The following is an 18,216-nucleotide window of genomic DNA, read 5'->3' as shown; positions in this document are numbered from 1 at the left end:
AATGCCGTGGTGGATTTGGGTTATTATTACGCTTTTCATGCTTTGTATGATTGCATGCGGGACTGTTTTCGCTATTAGAAATGCTTTTAGGATTTTTGAAAATTCTTCAAGTTTTCTTGAAAAAGTTTCTTCTTGCTTTGAAAGACTTCAAGACAATGATGATTCTTTAGATAATGATACAAGCCCGCTATTCACTCGTCCTATAAAGGATGCGGCACGTAGATACGAGCATACTCGAATTAAGGTTAATGATCGTCATAATCGTATAAGAGAAACCCATAAGTCCATTTGGCAAAATTGGAATACAAAGTCGTTGCGTCAAGAAGATATTGATAATCCTAATTTTAAAGAGTCAAAAGAATCTTAGTGAATTGCGAACTTAAAATTATTTTGATTTAAGAAGAAAGAACTAAACTTTTTTATGTCTAAGACGTCATATCGCAAGAAAAAGAAAAATGATATTCTTGTTGATTCAAACGATTACAAGAATGATTCTGAAATTCCTTTATCTCCAGCTGAACGGTTTAATTTGTTTAAGCAAACTATTGAGCACTCTCGAACTATGGCTGCAAAATTTGAACAATCTTTAAGTTTTGATTTAGATGATTTTCAAGCAGAAGCAATTGATGCACTGGAAAATGGAGATAATGTTCTTGTGGCAGCTCCTACTGGAGCAGGTAAAACTGTTGTTGCTGATTTTGCTGTTTTTCTAGGCGTAAATCGTGGAGTTAAAACATTTTACACAACTCCTATTAAGGCTTTAAGTAATCAAAAATATCATGATTTTTGTGAAGTTTATGGAATAGATAGAGTTGGACTTTTAACTGGAGATACTTCGGTTAATCCAGAGGCTGATATTGTTGTTATGACTACAGAAGTTTTACGCAATATGCTTTATGAACGTTCAATTACTCTTAAATCTCTTGGATTTGTTGTTTTAGATGAGGTTCATTATCTTGCAGATAAGTTCAGGGGTGCTGTGTGGGAAGAAGTTATTATTCATCTTCCTCAGAGCGTTAAGATTATTGGTCTTTCTGCAACTGTTTCTAATGTGGAAGATTTTAGTGCATGGATTTCTTCTGTGCGCGGAGAAACACATTTGGTTGTAGATGAGCATCGTCCTGTTCCACTTGAAAGACATGTTATTATCCAAAAGGATGGACGCACAGAGCCTGAATTACTTAACTTATATGATGTTGATAAAAATGGTAATAGCACCAATCATGTAAATCTTGCTTTAACAAGAAAAATCACTCAATGGGAGAATGCCTCTTTACGACGTAAAGCATCTTATCGTAATGTAAATAAACGTTTTAGCAAAGGCAAGTTTTCTAAGAATAAGTTTTCTAATTCATCTAAAAGTAATAGGGGAGAAGTTGCTGTTAGACACACCCCTAAAAGGTGGGCTGTTATAGATGAGCTTGATTACCTTGATATGCTACCAGGAATATATTTTATTTTTTCTCGTTCAGGATGCGATCAGGCTGTTCAACAATGTTTAAACGCTGGATTATCTCTTACTAGCGATGAAGAAATGTATGAAATTCGCAGAATAGTTGATTCTATGATTGCGGAAAATAAGCTAAGCAAAAGCGATTTAAAGGCACTTAGATTTGAGCGTTTTAGGTATGCTCTTGAACAAGGTTTTGCAGCTCATCACGCTGGTATGATTGCTATTTTTCGCCATATTGTAGAAACGCTTTTTGAACGCGGTCTTATTAAGGTTATTTTTGCTACAGAAACTCTTGCTTTAGGTTTAAATATGCCTGCGAGAAGTGTTGTTGTTGAAAAACTTGTTAAATTTGATGGTACAGGTCACGTTCCGCTAACTCCTGGTGAGTTCACACAACTTACTGGTCGCGCTGGCAGACGTGGCATAGATGATATTGGTCATGCAGTGTTAATTGACAATCCTGATTTTGATCCTTCTAAGGCTGCATCCTTGTCTAGTAAACGAGTGTATCCTCTTCATTCTAGCTTTGTTCCTACATTCAACATGGCTGTTAATCTCCTAAATAATAGTGATGTTAAAACTGCTCGCATAACTCTAAGCAGTTCTTTTGCTCAATGGGAAGCCAATGCTTCTGCTCAAAGGCTTTTAAGTCGTATTGAGGATCTTAAAGAAGCTATTAGCGGTTATGAACAAGCTTTTCATTGCATTCAAGGTGATTTTTCTGAGTTTATGACTCTTAGAATGCGTCTTAAAGATGCTCAACATGATCAGCGTAGAAAACTTAAGCATACAATATTTGCTAGTGAAGTTGAGCGTGCTAAAGCTTTTAAAGAATTAGATAAAACTATCGATACCTTACGCAACGAGGAGCGTAACCATCCTTGTGCAGGATGCCCAGATATTCAAGAACATTTACACTGGGGTTATTATTGGGCTCGAGAAATGCGTGAACTAAATCAGGTTAAGGATCGCTATAATTCTCGCACCGGCTCAGTTGCAAGATGTTTTGATAGTATTTGTGAAGTACTTTGTAGATTAGATTATTTAAAAAATACGAACGATGCTTTAGTGTTAACAGACAAGGGTCAGTTGCTTCGTAGACTTTACAACGAGCTTGATGTTGTTTTTGCTCAATCAATTTGTGAAGGAATTTTTAATAATCTAACTCCTATTCAATTATTGTCTTGTTTATCTGCATTAGTGTATGAATCTAGGGGTCCTGCTGGGGGAGAGCCGCGTAGGTATCCTGGAGGATTAAATGCGCCTGTATTCAATACAGTTTTAAAGATGAAAGAATTATTTATTCGTATAAGTGATATGTGCTTGAATAATCATCTTGATGCTTTAAGACCTCTTGATTTTGGTGCAATTGATATGATTTATGATTGGGCTCAAGGTGCTGATTTACTCAACATATTGCAAAATACTGACATAACTGGTGGTGATTTTGTCAGATTTGCAAAAAGACTTATTGACTTACTTAATCAACTTGCTGTTGCTAGCGAATATTTGAAAATATTGCCTAACGTAGATGATTCTTTAGCTCACAATGCTTATGAAGCAGCTAAACTTATTAATCGCGGGGTAGTTGCTTATTGTGATGTTTGATATGTTATTGATATATCATGGTATACCTTTGTGTATCGTCCGTGCAATTCGCTAGCTTTATAATGAAAACAAAAAGGAGAATAATATATTATGGCAGAGCGCAGTTTACGTGGAATGAGCATTGGAGCTAAATCATTGGAATCCGACGATAATGTTGATTTCGCTGCTCGTAACGATGTTGCATATGTGTGCCCTAAGGGTCACAGAACGATTCTTCCATTTGCTCAAGGTGCCGAGATCCCTGAAGAGTGGGAATGCCGTTGTGGTGCATTAGCACATAAGGAAGGCGATGCAGACAGGCCAGATGATGATTTTAATAAGCCAGCTCGCACGCATTGGGATATGCTTTTAGAGCGTAGAAGTGAAGAAGAGCTTAAAGCTTTACTTGATAAGCGTTTAAAGATGCATCATGAGGGTTGGATTCCTGATTACGAGTGAGAATTATTTTTACAAACAAAACACTTCTAAGGGAAATAAGCTGTCATGAAAGTTGTTCTTCTTGATTTAGATGGTACTTTAACACAATCGCATACTGGTATTATTGCGTGCGCTAAAAAAGCGATGTCTGATCTTGGTATGCAGATACCTGATGATACTGAAATGTTGCGTTTTGTTGGACCGTCTATACTTGAATCTTTTCAGAGGAATCATATGCCTAAAGAATTGCAATCTGAAGGCGTTAAATTGTATAGGAAATATTATTCCGAAGTTGCAACTTTTATAGATCCTGATAATCCAAATGGTGATATGATTACTGGGAATTTTTTGAACAAAGTTTATGATGGCATCCCTGAACAGCTTAAGTTGCTACGAAAGTCTGGTTATTATCTTGCTACTGCATCTTGCAAGCCTGAATATCAAGTTAAACCAATTTGTGATCATTTTGGATTGACAAACTTGATTGATGGTATTTATGGTGCTAGCAAAGATATGTCTAGGATTAATAAAGATCAAGTTATTCGCTATGTTTTTGAAAATATTGGATTCAATCCTTTACGGGATCGTGCTTTAATGGTTGGCGACCGTTGGACGGATGTTGATGGCGCTTTAGCATGCGATATTGATTGTTTGGGTTGCTCTTGGGGTTATGCCGAGCCTGGTGAGCTTAAAACTCACGGAGCATATCGTATTATCGACAGTGTTTCTGATTTGAATAATGCCATTAATGAGTATTTTGAATAATTTTGAAATATTATTTGTTTTTCGTGCTAAAAAATATATGAGTATTTATCCGATAATGTACGTTATGTCAGATTAGATATATTTTAGGGATAAAATATACAAATACATTAGAAATTTACTTAGATAATGCAGAGTCTAAATCAGCTTTAACCTGTTTAACAATACGACCAACAGCTATAGCAAAAACAGCTGTGCCACATTCAAGCATATCTCGCATATTTTCCTGATTACTATCGCATTCCACAACAGATTGACCATCGCAAATTATGGTCATATTTTCGAGATGCTTTACACTAAAACAATTTAAAAACACTATAGCAGTAGTCACATTAGTAAGATTTACTCCAGCGTCTAAAAGTCGCTTAGAAACCGCCATAATTGCAATGTCTTTAAAAGAATATAAACGACGAGACCCAGAACCATGAGACGGATTAATAGAAGGCTCAATTATGTGTTTACGAGCCCAATAATCAAGTTGTCTATATGTAATACCAGCGATATTCATAGCAACGCTTCCACGGTATCCTGTGGAATACTCTTCATCATCCGAAAACGAAAACAGTTCCCCCTGCGTTGGCTGATGATCATGTTTTAAAGAATCAACCAACGCACTATCTTCAGGAGAGTTTTCAAAATTCATTATCGTTTAGTAACAGCGTCACACGTAAAGAACATTAATCGGAACTTGCCAATCATAATTTCGTCACCATTATGAAGAATAGCTTCATCAACACGGTTACGATTAACATACGTTCCATTTAGACTTCCAGCGTCAGCAATGCTAAAAACAGTACCATTTCTACGAAAAACAGCATGAGCTCTAGAGACAGTAGAATCGTCTAGCATAATATCAGCTCTAGAATCTCGTCCAACAGAAACGACGTCCTCATCTAGTAAATAACGCGATCCAGAAACTGCTCCACGTGTAGAAATAAGTAAAGCGGTACCAGGAAGCAGCTTTGCTATAGTATCTAAATCATCCTGCCTAAGAGGACGATCTGCATTAGAGTTTATTGGAATGGTAATAGCTGGCATACCAATAATGGTTGTTTCGCCAGCAGTAGGAATCGGTTCAGTCATAATTGCTATTTTACCTTCTTATTCGACCGGTTTTGCATATTGATACTGTTTTGGTTCGCGTGTCGAGCGAATTTCAACCTCTTCAGGCGTTGAAACATATACGGAAGCACCGAATTTGACTTTTAATCTAGACCCAACTCCCCCAGCAATATTTACGGCGTTTTGCAAATTCTGAGGCTCGCCAATAGCCTTAACAACATATGGAGGATTAATCTCAATTGCATCACACAATAACCCATGCTTAGTGTCAGAAATATAGCTAGAAGTTACTATACGTATGTCGTTAACAGACATAACCTCCACTCCAGCATTACGAAGCTCTTCAAGCAGTTGAAACATTGTAGCAGCATCCACACGCTCTTTTTCTCCAGCAGTAATGTGAATAATTACTCCCTTACCAACAGCTGGAAGACGACCAGATATTAAACCACTCGTCTGAGAATTCTGCTTAGCAATCCTAGCAGCTTCCTCCTGTTTGTTAACAGATGCTTTTAAAGAATTAAGCTGGCTAGTTAACTCAAACTTTCGCTGCTCTAGATTTTGTATTTGCGAATTAGTTTCTGTAATTAAACGAGTAAGCTCATCCTCACTCATCGTCTGATATACAAGTGTACTTCTATTAACTTGAATCATATAAGCAAATCCAAGCAATGCACAAAGAAGCATAACAAGTAAGCCAGTTAAAATACGAGTACGCGTAATATGACCTTGCAATGAAGGCTTATTTTTTCGTTTAACAATCGGGAAAGAACCTGTTTGTGTACGATCACTTTCGCGATCTTTAGCATGCTGACGATGCAATTTTCTGACGATATTGTCAATATTTTTATCAATATTTTTGTCAACATTTTTATCAAAAGTATCGTCTAAATTGTCGTTCTTTATGCTATTTTTTGATGTATTAGAAAATGGGTGACGCATATCAGCCTCTAAATATAAAACGACGTATTGCAGAAACGTTAGAGAAGATTCGTATTCCTAATACAACAATAACAGCAGTTTGCAATTGTGCTCCAACTCCAAGTTGGTTTCCGAGTAAAACTAAAAGAGTAGCAGCAATAACATTCGAAAAGAATGAAATAACAAACACCTTATCAGAGAAACTACGCTCAAAATAAGCTCTAGCAGCTCCAAGCAGAGCATCCAAGGCTGCAAGAACCATAATCGGCAGATAAGGTTGAATAACTACTGGAATATCAGGATGTACAACAATCCCAATAAGCGCACCTAAAATCAATCCAAGAACAGCTGTCATAACCTATTTTCCTATCTCCTACTCAATAATTCTTTTGCAAAATTAATTTCACCAGTTCCCGCAGCAGAAAGTTTAAGCGTATTTGACTTAGAAATTTGCGGGTTAATACCTGCGTCGCTAAGAGAAACAAACCACGGAGAGCGCTTTTGAGAATTTAACTTTTCAATAAGACTAGAACTGTCTCCAATAGCCTCAATCATATAAGGGCTTTGAGTCTGATTAACACCTATAAGAATAGTTGACCCAGCAGTACGGATGGACGTTTGAGCGCCAATTCTATGACCATTTATTGATATTGCTTCTGCGCCTGCATCCCAAAGAATGGAAACAAAAATCTGAATATCTCTATCTGTAACAACCCTAATTCTTTCTCCTTTAGCCATTTCTCTAGGAATGTTGCCGCTAGAGACGTCATTGTTTGTAGAAATAGGATTAGCAATAGTTAAAACAATTCCAGGCCCTACAACACCATGTGTACCATTCGTCATATTGTCAGATTTATCAACTTGATTTTCATAAGGAGTATTAATTCTTTTTGACTCACGATCTACACTAGCCCGCAATCTAGTTACATCTTTAACAAGATTGTCAAAACGGCTTGCGTGAGAAGTAAGCTCGTTAGCTAACGATAAACGTATGGCTTTACGAGAATCCGTATGCAATTTTCGCACAAATTGGCTTCCCACAGTACCAAGAGCAACACAAATAATAAAAACAATTATTCTAGTAATCCAGAGATTAATCTTACTAACATTCTGCTTATTAAGACGGGAATCCATAAAAAGAGGATCCACTGGTCTATTGCTTAAATCGTCAATTAAGCGTAATGAATAGTCTTCAATACGACGTCTTTTTTCATTATGGTTAGAAAAGTTATAACTTGAAGTAGTCACATGATGAGGACCAAGAGCAAACACTGATTTGGAAAAAACTGCTCTGCGTTTTGAAAATAAGATAACGGTTGGAGCAGGAAAAGACTCTGGAATAACACTATGATCAGTGTTATTCACATCATGATTTAGATTAGAAGTCTTTTGCACCATAAATATGTCCGTTATTCAAACCAGTTTATAATACGTATAATCCTTATTTAAACTTTTTTATTAATAACTTATAAGCTTGAATGCAATACAACACTCCAGCAAACCAGTAAAGCGTTATTCCCCAAATTGCACAAGCTATTGCTGCAGCATACAGAATAAGCATTGGTTCAGTCGCAACAGCATAAACAATCATAAATAATACGATAGTAACCATCAATAATGCTGTTCCAGTTTTACCCATGAAGTTCACTGGTAAAGGTCCATAATCATATTGCGCAAGAATAACAATCAAAATAGCCATTATTATGTCTCGCAAAACAACAAGAGCCAACGCCCACCAAGGTATAATCTTGGCAAACGCTAAAGCTAAAATGCTGCATGCTATTAAAAGCCTATCCGCAACAGGATCTAAAATCTGCCCTAATTTACTAACCTGATTAAAAGTTCTAGCAATATAACCATCAACGCAATCTGAAAAAGCAGATATAGCAAGAATAATTAGAGCAAACCACATTTTATTTTGCGCAATTAAAATGGCAAGATATGGTATTGAACATATACGCAGAAAACTAATCACATTAGGTACAGTAAAAACTCGATCAAGTGCTTCAGGACTGTACTCCTGATTAGAAACGAACTTAACCATACCAATTTCCTTAAAACAATTTAAAAGATTTACTAATTGTATTCTATTTTGCATAAATAAAATATTGGGGCATTATTCTAAAAATGCCCCAATAAAAGTTTCATGCTCGCCAAGCCTCTTGCGCAATATTACGAATAGAATCAATAGCTGCTGATGGATTTTCAGCACCATAAACAGCAGATCCTGCAACCAGCACATCAGCACCAGCTTCTGCGACTATAGCAGCTGTAGAAGGGCTTACTCCACCATCAACCTGAATATGAGTATCCAATCCACGACGAGTAATTTCATCACGTAAACGACGAACCTTACCCATTTGATTGCTCAAGAACTTCTGTCCACCAAAACCAGGCTCAACAGTCATAATAAGAACCATATCGAATTCATCAAGAATATCGAAAATAGGTTCAACTGGCTCAGCTGGGCGAACTGCAAAACAAGCTTTGCAACCCATGTCTCGAAGCTGACGAGCAAGACGAACAGGCGCATGAGTGGCACCCATATGGAAGCTCACAGAATCAGCACCAAGTTTTGCATACTCTGGAGCCCAACGATCAGGATCCTCAATCATCAAATGAACATCTACAGGAAGATCGGTTACTTCGCAAATACGTTTAACAATAGGCTCCCCTAAAGTTAAATTCGGTACAAAATGATGATCCATAACATCAACGTGAACAAGATCAGCATTTGAAATTGCTATAAGATCTCTTTCAAGATTGCAAAAATCTGCAGAAAGAATGCTAGGTGCTATTTGTATATTCATGTGTTCCATTCTAAGAAAAGCAAGCGACTAGAAAAACAAAATAACTATATTATTTAAGAATATTTTAGGATAATCTTTTTGTTTTAATATTTGAATTAGATTGAGATTCGCGCTCACGTTCATCTGCAGTTATATCAATAAGACGATTCACAAGATCTGTTCTTGACCTGTGGCTATTCTGCAAAATCATAAAAACAATAATTGAAATAATAAATATAACTATAGAAACCCATACGTTAATTCTTACTCCAAGGAAAGTATGTGAAAAATCAATCCTTAAAGACTCAATCCACATTCTTCCTGCCGTATACCACATTACGTAAAGAACAAACTCAGATCCAGATTTAAGTTTTCTCTTAAGAACTTTGCCGAAAGAAATAAGCAAGGCTGCGCCTGCAAAATTCCAAATCATTTCATATAAGAAAGTAGGGTGAAACAGAGTACCCTCTGGGCATGTGAGACCATCGTAGCAACTTTCACTGTGTCCTATAGCATTTGCAGCAGAATAATTAAGTTTTAGGCCCCATGGCAAAGTAGTTGGAGCACCATAAAGTTCTTGGTTAAACCAATTACCTAACCGCCCTATACCTTGTGCAATAAGCAAGCTAGGTGCAGCTGCATCTGCGAGCAAGCTTATTGGATATTTTTTATAGGCACACAGTGCGCTTGCAGCAATAGATCCTAGGATTACTCCTCCCCAGATTCCTAAGCCACCATTCCAAATTCTAAACATCTCCAACAAATCTCCCTTAGGTCCAAAGAACTTTTCGGGAGTGGTAATAACATGATAAAGACGTGCTCCAACTATTCCTGACGGAAGACTAACCAGTGCAACATCTAATATCTGATTAAAATCTCCGCCTTCTCGTTTCCATCTACGAGTGGTAATCCACATTGCAACAAGTGCACCAGCAAGAATTGATAAAGCATAAAATCTTAACGTGACAGGTCCTAATGTAATCTGAGAAATACTAGGACTAGGAATAGAACAAATCGTCATAAATCCTCATGTTAGTAGAAAACCATGACGGTTACTTGTAATGTTTTTATGACAAAACAAACGATTAATATCTAAAATATTACCTATAAATTAGAATCCTACAACCTTAATCAACGCCATAAGAACAGGCGCACAAAGCAAAATAGAATCCACTCTATCTAAAACGCCACCGTGACCTTTAAGCAAATGCCCCATATCCTTAATACCAATATCCCTTTTAAGCATTGAAGCACATAAATCACCAAAGGTACCAACCATGCCTGATGCAACACCCATTATTGCTGGCATCCACCAGAATTTTATCCAAGAAGATCCATAGAAGCCAGATATGATAGCGTAAGCACCTATCAAAGCAAAAAGCATTGACCCTAAAAGACCCTCTATTGATTTCTTAGGAGAAATACGAGGAGAGAGCTTATGCTTACCAAGCCACGCACCAGCAAACAAACCACCAGTGTCACTTAAAGCTGGTAGAAACACAAGCAGCATCGCATGCGCTATAGCATACTTAGTATTTGTTAAAGACAAAACAATGCATGAGGCAAGCAAAGGAATATACAATACAACAAACAATGAGACTGCCGTATTAGTGAAAGTATTTGCCTTTGCACTTTTAGATGATGTAGGATGCTGGAGCTTTTTTTCTACAGCGCGTAAAGTCCTTTGCGAAACAGTGCTATTCAATGTAGCAAAAACAACAGTTAAAAGCAATGATGCTGTTATGCCACTAGCCATAGCAACAGTATGCCATCTTGCATAAAAAGCAGAAAGAATAGTGATTACAGAACAAACAGACAATAACAGAAATGGAATCCTGAAACCTGCCGTAGCAAAATCTACATGCAACTCCCACAACGCGAGAACCATAAAAATGGTTAAAAGAATAACAAAAGTATCGATGCTAATTACAAGACAAGCAACAATCACAGCAACCAATAAAATCGCAGTCGCTATAGCCTGAGGCATATTTCTGCCAGTACGACGATTTATATCGTCTAAAGTATCATGGGTGCCGTTAATGGTCTTTTCATGTGAAGAATCAGATTTTGCCGACTTATTATTACCGACTAAATTGTTATTAGTTAACAAATCAGCTTTGTTAGACAATTCTCCAAGATTTTCTTGATTCATACGACACCCATTCAACCTAAAAGTTTCTGAAGAATCAGACCTCCATTATTTCCTTCTGCTTGCCATCAAGCAAAGCATCTAAGGAATCAGTTACTTGCTTCGTAACTTTATCAAGCTCTTTTTGTAAGCGCTCTCCTTCATCTTCGCCGATTTCACCATCTTTTACAGACTTATCAATATTCTCCTTGGTTTTACGGCGAATATTTCGAACAGCAACCTTACCTTCTTCAGCTTTTGTTTTAGCAAGCTTTACGTATTCTTTACGACGGTCTTCTGTAAGTTCTGGCATTGTAACACGAATTACATTTCCATCTCTATTAGGGCTTACTCCTAAATCTGAATCGCGAATAGCCTTTTCTACAGCATTAGCTTGCGAAGCATCAAAAGGAGTTACAGAAAGAGTGCGAGGCTCTGGAACACCAATAGAAGCAACAGCCTTAATAGGTGTTGGAGCACCATAATAGTCAACCATAATGCCATTAAGAAGAGCAGGATTAGCACGTCCAGTTCTAATACCCATGAAGTTCTCTTTAGTAGCTTCCACAGACTTGTTCATCTGTTCAAGAGCCTGATCGATAATCGCTGGCATGTATTCTCCTTTATCGGTATGTGCCAATTTTAAAATTTATTATTTAACTATCTATTCATGTTTATTAAATTTTAAATATTCAAATTATGAATATTCGCATATTTAAGCAAATGTAGGTTCAGCATCCGAAACTAAAGTTCCGATTTCCTCACCAACCAGTGCTCTAGTGACGTTTCCTTCACCCTCTAATCCGAATACGCGAATCTTCTGCTTGTTATCTCTAGCCATAGATAGTGCAGAAGCATCCATAACAGCAAGACCATCGACAAGAGCACGTTGATAATTTAACGTTACAAATTTCTTCGCGTTCTTATCTTTCCGTGGATCAGCGCTATAAACGCCATCTACACCATTCTTGCCCATCAAAACCTCATCGCAATGTATTTCCAAAGATCGCTGAATAGATACAGTGTCGGTTGAAAAATATGGCATTCCAGCACCAGCACCAAAAATAACTACACGACCCTTTTCAAGGTGTCGAATTGCCTTAAGTGGAATATAAGGTTCTGCAACTTGACCCATTGTTATAGCAGTTTGCACACGCGTTGCCTGCCCTGCTTGTTCAAGAAAATCTTGCAAAGCCAAGCAATTCATAACAGTACCGAGCATACCCATATAGTCACCACGGCTACGATCAATTCCAGCCTGCTGAAGTTCTGCTCCGCGGAAGAAGTTTCCGCCGCCAACAACAATTGCAACTTGCACGCCTTCATGCACTGCTTTTACAATTTCTCCAGCAATTCTACGAATAACATGAGTATCAATACCAACGGCTCCACCGCCAAATGCTTCTCCCGAGAGCTTCAATAAAACTCTACGAGACTTGCTTTCCCCCGCTTGTGCGATAGTCATAAAACTTTCCTCCAGTCATAACGGCGAACGCAAGCATATCTTTGCCATGATATCTTTCAATGACGACACAGCAAAACACGATTTTATAATGTATAAATTAAAAGAATGGGCTTGCATGACTTATCACGCAAACCCATTCTTGTTTTATGAATTTTTAATAAGCTTTCGCTTAAAAATTATTCAGCAGAGCCTTTGCCAACCTCAACGCGAGCGAAAGCCAAAGCAGTGCCACCAACTTCCTTGAACAAATCTCCAATAGTCTTGGAAGGATCCTTGACATAAGACTGCTCAAGAAGAACGGTTTCCTTGAAGAAGGCGTTCAAACGGCCTTCAACAATCTTTGGAACAATCTTCTCTGGCTTGCCTTCAGCTAAAGACTTTTCTGTAGCAACGCGACGCTCAGACTCCAACACATCTGCTGGAACATCTTCGCGGCGAAGCCACTGAGCGCCCATAGCGGAAATCTGCAAAGCAGCTTCGTGAGCAACCTTAGCGCCCGCTTCGTCGGTAGCAATCATAGAAACAATGCTTGGAGGTAATTCAACGGACTTCTTGTGAGCATAAACCTCAACGTGAGGACCGCTAATCTTGGCAATCTGCCCAACCTTAACGTGCTCGCCAAACAATGCTGCTGCTTCTTCTACTTCTTCCTTAACCGTAGCATCTCCAGCCTTAGCTGCAAGAAGCTCTTCTGCACTAGAAGCATTGGCTTCAATAGCATTGTTCAACACAGTTTCGGAGAATTCAACGAACTTTGGAGTCTTAGCAACAAAGTCGGTTTCGGAATTCAATTCAACTGCATAGCCAGTTTCACCTTCTGCAGTTTTAACAACCTTAGAAGCAACGGTTCCTTCCTGAGCCTTGCGACCTTCACGCTTGCCAGCGGCCTGAATGCCCTTAGCACGGATAATTTCCTTAGCGCGAGCTACATCGCCTTCGGCTTCGGTAAGAGCCTTCTTAACGTCCATCATGCCAGCGCCAGTTTCTTCGCGCACCTGCTTAATCAACGCTGCAGTAATTGCTGCCATTTTGTTCTCCTCATTAACCGCCAACAGACTTATTCAGCCTTGGCTTCGTCTTCAGACTGTTCAGTTTCCTTAGTGAGTAGTTCCTTTTCCCATGCTGCCATTGGCTGAGCGTCAGAACCTTCGGACTTTGCGCCCTTTCCAGCACGTTCAAGCAAACCTTCTGCAACAGCGTCAGCCATCAAGCTAGTAAGAAGCTCGACACCACGAATTGCATCATCATTTGCTGGAATAGGATACTCAACAGAGTCTGGATCAGTGTTGGTGTCAACGATTGCCACAACTGGAATACCAAGCTTGTGAGCTTCTTCAACGGCCAAAGCTTCCTTGTTAATATCAACAACAAACATTGCCGAAGGAGTACGGTTCATGTTGCGAATACCGCCGAGCTGCTTGGAAAGCTTGTCCTTTTCGCGTTCAAGAAGCAAAAGCTCCTTCTTAGTCAAACCAGATCCACGAACATCAGTGAAGTCCATTTCCTCAAGTTCCTTGAGACGCTTTACGCGAGTGGAAACAGTCTGGAAGTTCGTCAGCATACCGCCGAGCCAACGCTCGCTCACGTAAGGCATGTTCACACGAGTAGCCTGATTTTGCACAGCTTCTTGAGCCTGCTTCTTGGTACCCACGAACAAAACAGTACCGTTGTGAGCAACAGTCTGCTTAATGAAGTCATAAGCCTTGTCGATCATGTCGAGCGACTTGAACAAATTGATTATATGAATACCATTGCGCTGGGTTAGAATAAATTGCTTCATCTTTGGATTCCAGCGACGAGTCTGATGTCCGAAGTGCAAACCTGCCTTCAGCATTTCACTCATGGTAATCTGTGCCATATCTATATACCTTTCTTGTCGGTTCTTGCCTGGCCATGCCTGTTCGCATGCAACTTGGATAACATATGTCTAAATCCAAGCCGACCGACACGAACGGACGCGTACATGGCGCGTATTCGCGTATCCGAGTAGACAATAAAAAACGAGCAATCATATAACGCGACAACATTCATGCTCAATGGACACGCAAAAGATAATCATATCAGACGCTTAATACTAAATAAATAATACAAACTAATACTATAGTTGTTGCTAGTTCTCATTTAGATATTATTTAGATAATCCATTACGAAGTTGGCGCAAAGCTTGTTTTCTAACATCTTTCTCTAAACGATCCAAATAAACGTGTCCATCTAAATGATCACACTCATGCTGAATCATACGAGCCATTAAACCCTTGCCCTCTAGAACAATAGTTTTACCGTCTAAATCAATGCCTTTAGCCCTAGCATAATCTGCCCTGCGAGTCTTATACCATAATCTTGGAACGGACAAGCAACCTTCATCCCCATATTGTTCACCACTCAATTCTTCAATAACAGGATTGAGAATATAGCCAATATGACCTTCAATATTGTATGAAAACGCTCTAAGGCTAATACCTATTTGATTTGCACTAAGACCTGCTCTTCCTGGATCGTTTACAGTCTCTAATAAATCTTCTACGAGATTTCTAACTGCTGGAGTAATCTCACGAATTGGATCACATGGTGTTCGAAGAACAGGATCTGGAACAATGCGAATCTGTCTAATAGTCACAGTACTTCCTTAAAAATTCTAAAAGGCTAATTAAAAATGCAATGCAATTATACAAGACTTAGTGTAATTAAAATTGCAATTTTAATCAGCCTATTTAACGTTTTATAGCTAATTTAGTTTCGAATAACTATTCTTTGTCGTTAGAATTATTATTCTTCTCAGCATATTCAGTATGCTGATCTTTTACATTAACCTGTGTAGGCAAATCCTCACCAAAACGTTTCAGATGAGTAGCAGCCTGATCGATTGCTTGCTTAACTCTAGGAGTAACCGCTTCTTGAGCCTGTTTAACAGTTTCTTGCGCTTGCTTAACAGTCTCAGTTGTCTTATCTAAAATCTTAACTGTAGCAGGTAATGGTCTACTGTTTGGTTTTGGAGCATAAAGCTGATTCTCTATAAGATCACAATACCTCTTCAAAACCTTAGGACGCACAACTTTCATGCTTGGAGTCAAAGTGCCAGTTTCTTGTGAAAATTCTTCATCCAAAATAATAAATTTACGAATAGACTCAGCCCTAGAAACAGTGCTATTTGCCTGATCAATAAACTGTTGTACAACAGAACGAATAGCATCGTTTTCCGCAACAGCACTCATAGAAAGATTTTCATCCATTCCTTGACTCTTAAGCCAAGAACGAACCATATCTGGCTCAACCTCAATCAAAGCGGAAACAAATGGCTTACCGTCTCCTACAACTACTGCGTGAGATACGAGAGGACACTTAGAGATAATACTTTCCAAAGGCGCTGGACTTATATTTTTTCCACCAGCAGTGATAATAATATCTTTCTTTCTACCAGTAATAGACAAGAATCCTTCATCGTCGATCTCGCCTAAATCTCCAGAATGGAGCCATCCATCTTCGTCAATAACATCCGAAGTAAGATCTGGCTTATCATAATATCCGATAAAAACGTTAGGACCTTTTACAAGGACTTCTCCATCATCTGCAATACGGATAGTAATTCCAGGACCAGGGCGACCCACAGAACCAACTTGATTAGCATGCTCAAAATTAACAACACAAGGAGCTGCTGTTTCGGTCATTCCATAACCTTGAATAAAGGTTATTCCATCCAACCCGTTAAAGAAATGAGCAAGCTCAGCGTTTATTGGAGCTCCGCCGCAAGCTAGCCATGATAAATTAGGTCCCAAAGCAGATCGTATGGAAGATCCAACAGTTTTCATATAAAAGTCATGCTGAAGTTTTGCATAAATTGAGTGTGTTCTACCTTCAACTTCATCTTTAGACCACTCAATAAAATGTTGTACAGCCTTTGCAAAAATCCTACCTCGTATACCTGCTCCAGCTTTTTGAGACGCAGCATTATAAACCTTTTCAAACACTCTTGGGACTCCAAGCAAATATGTAGGTTTAAAACTACGCAAATCTGCTAATAAATGCTTTGCATTTGGCACATATCCAATAACACCGTGAGAACCTATTGCCACATACTGTATGTATCTGGCAAAGCAATGAGCTAACGGAAGGAATAGCAATAGTCTACTTGGCTTATAAAGCATATCATTTAAAACGTCATAAGCTGCATACACAATATGCGTAAAATTCCTATTGGAAAGCATTGCACCCTTTGGTTTTCCAGTTGAACCAGAGGTGTATACGATAGTCGCTAAATCATCAGCTTTTACTTGACATATGCTTTTATTAAGCTCGTCGTCGCTGATTGATTTTCCGAAATCAATCACTGCATCTATTCCAGCAGCTTTAAAGTTAAAAATAGTCTTTAAAGACATACGCTTATTGTCTTGGCGAACTCGCTCTAAGCACTGTGCATGTTCATCATCACCTGCAAAAGCTATCACAGGTTTTACTTCAGAAATAATTTCAGCAGCTTGAATTGCTGAATCTGTTTCGTAAATCGGAATGGTTACAGCACCAATGCAAGCGCAAGCAAAATCCGCAACGCCCCACTCATAACAGGTTGGGGAATAAATAACAACTTTGCTTCCTCGTTCAACGCCAAGAGCAATCAACCCCTTAGCTGTTGCACGAACTTTTAATAGCATTTCAGATGCAGTAACATCATGCCATTGACGAGTATCATCGTCTTGCCATTGGGCTATTACGCCTTGTGGATCTCGCATTGCCCTATTGGCAAGCAGTGAATAAATTGTGTCACCGTCATTTGTTGGGTGAATGACCTCTACAGCAAATTCTCGCAGCATAGTCTTAATTGTACGGTATATCTAACACGACACAAACGAAAGTCATACAAAAATGTCAACCTAAAATTGGTGGTCTTTACAAATAAACTCTTCTGGTTAGATAATTAGAAGCAAACTAATAATGATTACCTAAACCAGAAGAGTCATATTTTTGTATTTAACTATTATTTAATTGACAATGGAATTTAAAGGCTAGTATATTTCCTACCAATCATCCCAAGTCAACTAATGTACATATCCAACTTCCGTTTTGAGATTTAAATGCCAAAGACGCACAATAATTTAAGCTTCCAATAGAAAATAAAACAACTGCCTCAAAACGAGTTGGACTAATTAGCATTCCATTTATCATTCTTGGCATAGTCGGTTTGCAACGTAGTTGCCAACTTGTATATTCATCGTGTTTGTCTGAGAAACATTGAGATATTAAATACCACATGTTTTCAAGCTTAAAAATACATTCTTCGCTAAGAGCCTTACGCATTTGTGACGATATAGGTCTTCCTCTAGAAATGTCACTAGCAATACATGCTACTTTGCACGCTCTTAAAGCGAGGTCTAAGTACAATTCCTCATCTGCCGAATTATTAAAGCATGATGATACATGATATGTTGCCATAAAATGCGAAGAACCCACTAGGAATGAACCTTCGTATACTGGCAATGGCTTGCGATCATTCCACTTGAACGTAGGATGATCATCATTTGCAGCAAAGTCGTTTTTTACAACTTCCCAGAATGCATCATTTTCGTCATAGTTATCGCTGACTATGGTACCAAGAGTATTATTCATTTTCCTGCTCTTT

20 protein-coding genes are annotated in these 18,216 nt (G+C 38.5%); 4 read left to right on the top strand and 16 right to left on the bottom strand.

The window, feature by feature from the left end:
• Position 1 precedes the first annotated feature (1 nt).
• From HXT19_RS03430 to HXT19_RS03415, 4 genes are all read left to right on the top strand, one after another.
• Positions 2–367, top strand: a complete 366-nt coding sequence (locus tag HXT19_RS03430; protein WP_004115087.1) for a hypothetical protein — start codon at positions 2–4, stop codon at positions 365–367.
• A 54-nt stretch (positions 368–421) separates the two neighbouring features.
• Positions 422–3,061, top strand: coding sequence for a DEAD/DEAH box helicase (locus HXT19_RS03425; RefSeq protein WP_422119618.1), 2,640 nt, complete (start codon positions 422–424; stop codon positions 3,059–3,061).
• Between the two features lie 90 nt (positions 3,062–3,151).
• Positions 3,152–3,499 carry an RNA polymerase-binding protein RbpA gene (locus HXT19_RS03420; protein ID WP_004111625.1) on the top strand — a complete coding sequence of 116 codons (348 nt, stop codon included), beginning with the start codon at positions 3,152–3,154 and terminating at the stop codon, positions 3,497–3,499.
• 45 nt (positions 3,500–3,544) lie between these two features.
• Positions 3,545–4,243, top strand: coding sequence for an HAD hydrolase-like protein (locus HXT19_RS03415; RefSeq protein ID WP_014554580.1), 699 nt, complete (start codon positions 3,545–3,547; stop codon positions 4,241–4,243).
• Between the two features lie 115 nt (positions 4,244–4,358).
• On the opposite strand, the gene HXT19_RS03410 is transcribed toward HXT19_RS03415, so the two are convergent.
• From HXT19_RS03410 to HXT19_RS03335, 16 genes are all read right to left on the bottom strand, one after another.
• Complete coding sequence (locus HXT19_RS03410; protein WP_004115090.1) at positions 4,359–4,883, bottom strand: MerR family transcriptional regulator; 525 nt, start codon at positions 4,881–4,883, stop codon at positions 4,359–4,361.
• Positions 4,883–5,323, bottom strand: a complete 441-nt coding sequence (locus HXT19_RS03405) for an FHA domain-containing protein (protein ID WP_004111634.1) — start codon at positions 5,321–5,323, stop codon at positions 4,883–4,885. The genes HXT19_RS03410 and HXT19_RS03405 overlap by 1 nt, the downstream gene beginning before the upstream one ends.
• Positions 5,324–5,341: 18 nt before the next feature.
• The gene (locus HXT19_RS03400; RefSeq protein ID WP_004115091.1) at positions 5,342–6,244 is read right to left on the bottom strand and encodes a DUF881 domain-containing protein; all 903 of its coding nucleotides are present in this window, start codon (positions 6,242–6,244) and stop codon (positions 5,342–5,344) included.
• Between the two features lies 1 nt (position 6,245).
• Positions 6,246–6,578: a small basic family protein gene (locus HXT19_RS03395; RefSeq protein WP_004111642.1), complete on the bottom strand. Its 333-nt coding sequence runs from the start codon at positions 6,576–6,578 to the stop codon at positions 6,246–6,248.
• Between the two features lie 11 nt (positions 6,579–6,589).
• Entirely contained in the window at positions 6,590–7,621 is a 1,032-nt protein-coding gene (locus tag HXT19_RS03390) for a DUF881 domain-containing protein (RefSeq protein WP_422119617.1), read from the bottom strand.
• Between the two features lie 43 nt (positions 7,622–7,664).
• Complete coding sequence (locus tag HXT19_RS03385; protein WP_004125866.1) at positions 7,665–8,267, bottom strand: CDP-alcohol phosphatidyltransferase family protein; 603 nt, start codon at positions 8,265–8,267, stop codon at positions 7,665–7,667.
• A gap of 100 nt (positions 8,268–8,367) precedes the next feature.
• Positions 8,368–9,033: a ribulose-phosphate 3-epimerase gene (rpe, locus tag HXT19_RS03380; RefSeq protein ID WP_004120631.1), complete on the bottom strand. Its 666-nt coding sequence runs from the start codon at positions 9,031–9,033 to the stop codon at positions 8,368–8,370.
• 64 nt (positions 9,034–9,097) lie between these two features.
• Positions 9,098–10,033: a prolipoprotein diacylglyceryl transferase gene (gene lgt, locus HXT19_RS03375; protein WP_422119616.1), complete on the bottom strand. Its 936-nt coding sequence runs from the start codon at positions 10,031–10,033 to the stop codon at positions 9,098–9,100.
• Positions 10,034–10,123: 90 nt separating this feature from the next.
• On the bottom strand, positions 10,124–11,164 hold the full coding sequence (locus HXT19_RS03370) for a phosphatidate cytidylyltransferase (RefSeq protein WP_004111652.1): 1,041 nt from the start codon (positions 11,162–11,164) through the stop codon (positions 10,124–10,126).
• Between the two features lie 34 nt (positions 11,165–11,198).
• Positions 11,199–11,753: a ribosome recycling factor gene (gene frr / locus HXT19_RS03365; protein ID WP_004111654.1), complete on the bottom strand. Its 555-nt coding sequence runs from the start codon at positions 11,751–11,753 to the stop codon at positions 11,199–11,201.
• Between the two features lie 102 nt (positions 11,754–11,855).
• The gene (gene pyrH, locus HXT19_RS03360; protein WP_004111656.1) at positions 11,856–12,605 is read right to left on the bottom strand and encodes a UMP kinase; all 750 of its coding nucleotides are present in this window, start codon (positions 12,603–12,605) and stop codon (positions 11,856–11,858) included.
• Positions 12,606–12,781: 176 nt separating this feature from the next.
• The gene (tsf, locus tag HXT19_RS03355) at positions 12,782–13,633 is read right to left on the bottom strand and encodes a translation elongation factor Ts (protein WP_004117867.1); all 852 of its coding nucleotides are present in this window, start codon (positions 13,631–13,633) and stop codon (positions 12,782–12,784) included.
• Between the two features lie 29 nt (positions 13,634–13,662).
• Positions 13,663–14,463 (bottom strand): 30S ribosomal protein S2, encoded by an 801-nt coding sequence (gene rpsB, locus HXT19_RS03350; RefSeq protein WP_004111661.1) that lies wholly within the window; start codon positions 14,461–14,463, stop codon positions 13,663–13,665.
• Between the two features lie 270 nt (positions 14,464–14,733).
• A complete protein-coding gene (gene def / locus HXT19_RS03345; protein ID WP_004115099.1) occupies positions 14,734–15,222 on the bottom strand; it encodes a peptide deformylase in 489 nt (162 codons plus the stop codon).
• A gap of 127 nt (positions 15,223–15,349) precedes the next feature.
• On the bottom strand, positions 15,350–17,410 hold the full coding sequence (locus tag HXT19_RS03340) for an AMP-dependent synthetase/ligase (RefSeq protein ID WP_004117868.1): 2,061 nt from the start codon (positions 17,408–17,410) through the stop codon (positions 15,350–15,352).
• Positions 17,411–17,621: 211 nt separating this feature from the next.
• On the bottom strand, positions 17,622–18,203 hold the full coding sequence (locus HXT19_RS03335; RefSeq protein WP_020759710.1) for a hypothetical protein: 582 nt from the start codon (positions 18,201–18,203) through the stop codon (positions 17,622–17,624).
• Between the last annotated feature and the right edge of the window lie 13 nt (positions 18,204–18,216).

Source organism: Gardnerella sp. DNF00038 (assembly GCF_049262855.1).
GTDB classification, from domain to species: domain Bacteria; phylum Actinomycetota; class Actinomycetes; order Actinomycetales; family Bifidobacteriaceae; genus Bifidobacterium; species Bifidobacterium vaginale.
This window is presented reverse-complemented; position numbering and strand designations above follow the sequence as displayed.

Coding starts and splice junctions, on each gene's coding strand:
- HXT19_RS03385 (WP_004125866.1), bottom strand. CDS start 8,267: ATGGTTAAGTTCGTTTCTAATCAGGAGTACAGTCCTGAAGCACTTGAT.
- HXT19_RS03400 (WP_004115091.1), bottom strand. CDS start 6,244: ATGCGTCACCCATTTTCTAATACATCAAAAAATAGCATAAAGAACGAC.
- lgt (WP_422119616.1), bottom strand. CDS start 10,033: ATGACGATTTGTTCTATTCCTAGTCCTAGTATTTCTCAGATTACATTA.
- frr (WP_004111654.1), bottom strand. CDS start 11,753: ATGCCAGCGATTATCGATCAGGCTCTTGAACAGATGAACAAGTCTGTG.
- HXT19_RS03395 (WP_004111642.1), bottom strand. CDS start 6,578: ATGACAGCTGTTCTTGGATTGATTTTAGGTGCGCTTATTGGGATTGTT.
- tsf (WP_004117867.1), bottom strand. CDS start 13,633: ATGGCAGCAATTACTGCAGCGTTGATTAAGCAGGTGCGCGAAGAAACT.
- rpsB (WP_004111661.1), bottom strand. CDS start 14,463: ATGGCACAGATTACCATGAGTGAAATGCTGAAGGCAGGTTTGCACTTC.
- pyrH (WP_004111656.1), bottom strand. CDS start 12,605: ATGACTATCGCACAAGCGGGGGAAAGCAAGTCTCGTAGAGTTTTATTG.
- HXT19_RS03415 (WP_014554580.1), top strand. CDS start 3,545: ATGAAAGTTGTTCTTCTTGATTTAGATGGTACTTTAACACAATCGCAT.
- HXT19_RS03340 (WP_004117868.1), bottom strand. CDS start 17,410: ATGCTGCGAGAATTTGCTGTAGAGGTCATTCACCCAACAAATGACGGT.
- HXT19_RS03405 (WP_004111634.1), bottom strand. CDS start 5,323: ATGACTGAACCGATTCCTACTGCTGGCGAAACAACCATTATTGGTATG.
- HXT19_RS03425 (WP_422119618.1), top strand. CDS start 422: ATGTCTAAGACGTCATATCGCAAGAAAAAGAAAAATGATATTCTTGTT.
- HXT19_RS03430 (WP_004115087.1), top strand. CDS start 2: ATGCCGTGGTGGATTTGGGTTATTATTACGCTTTTCATGCTTTGTATG.
- HXT19_RS03420 (WP_004111625.1), top strand. CDS start 3,152: ATGGCAGAGCGCAGTTTACGTGGAATGAGCATTGGAGCTAAATCATTG.
- HXT19_RS03335 (WP_020759710.1), bottom strand. CDS start 18,203: ATGAATAATACTCTTGGTACCATAGTCAGCGATAACTATGACGAAAAT.
- HXT19_RS03370 (WP_004111652.1), bottom strand. CDS start 11,164: ATGAATCAAGAAAATCTTGGAGAATTGTCTAACAAAGCTGATTTGTTA.
- rpe (WP_004120631.1), bottom strand. CDS start 9,033: ATGAATATACAAATAGCACCTAGCATTCTTTCTGCAGATTTTTGCAAT.
- HXT19_RS03410 (WP_004115090.1), bottom strand. CDS start 4,883: ATGAATTTTGAAAACTCTCCTGAAGATAGTGCGTTGGTTGATTCTTTA.
- HXT19_RS03390 (WP_422119617.1), bottom strand. CDS start 7,621: ATGGTGCAAAAGACTTCTAATCTAAATCATGATGTGAATAACACTGAT.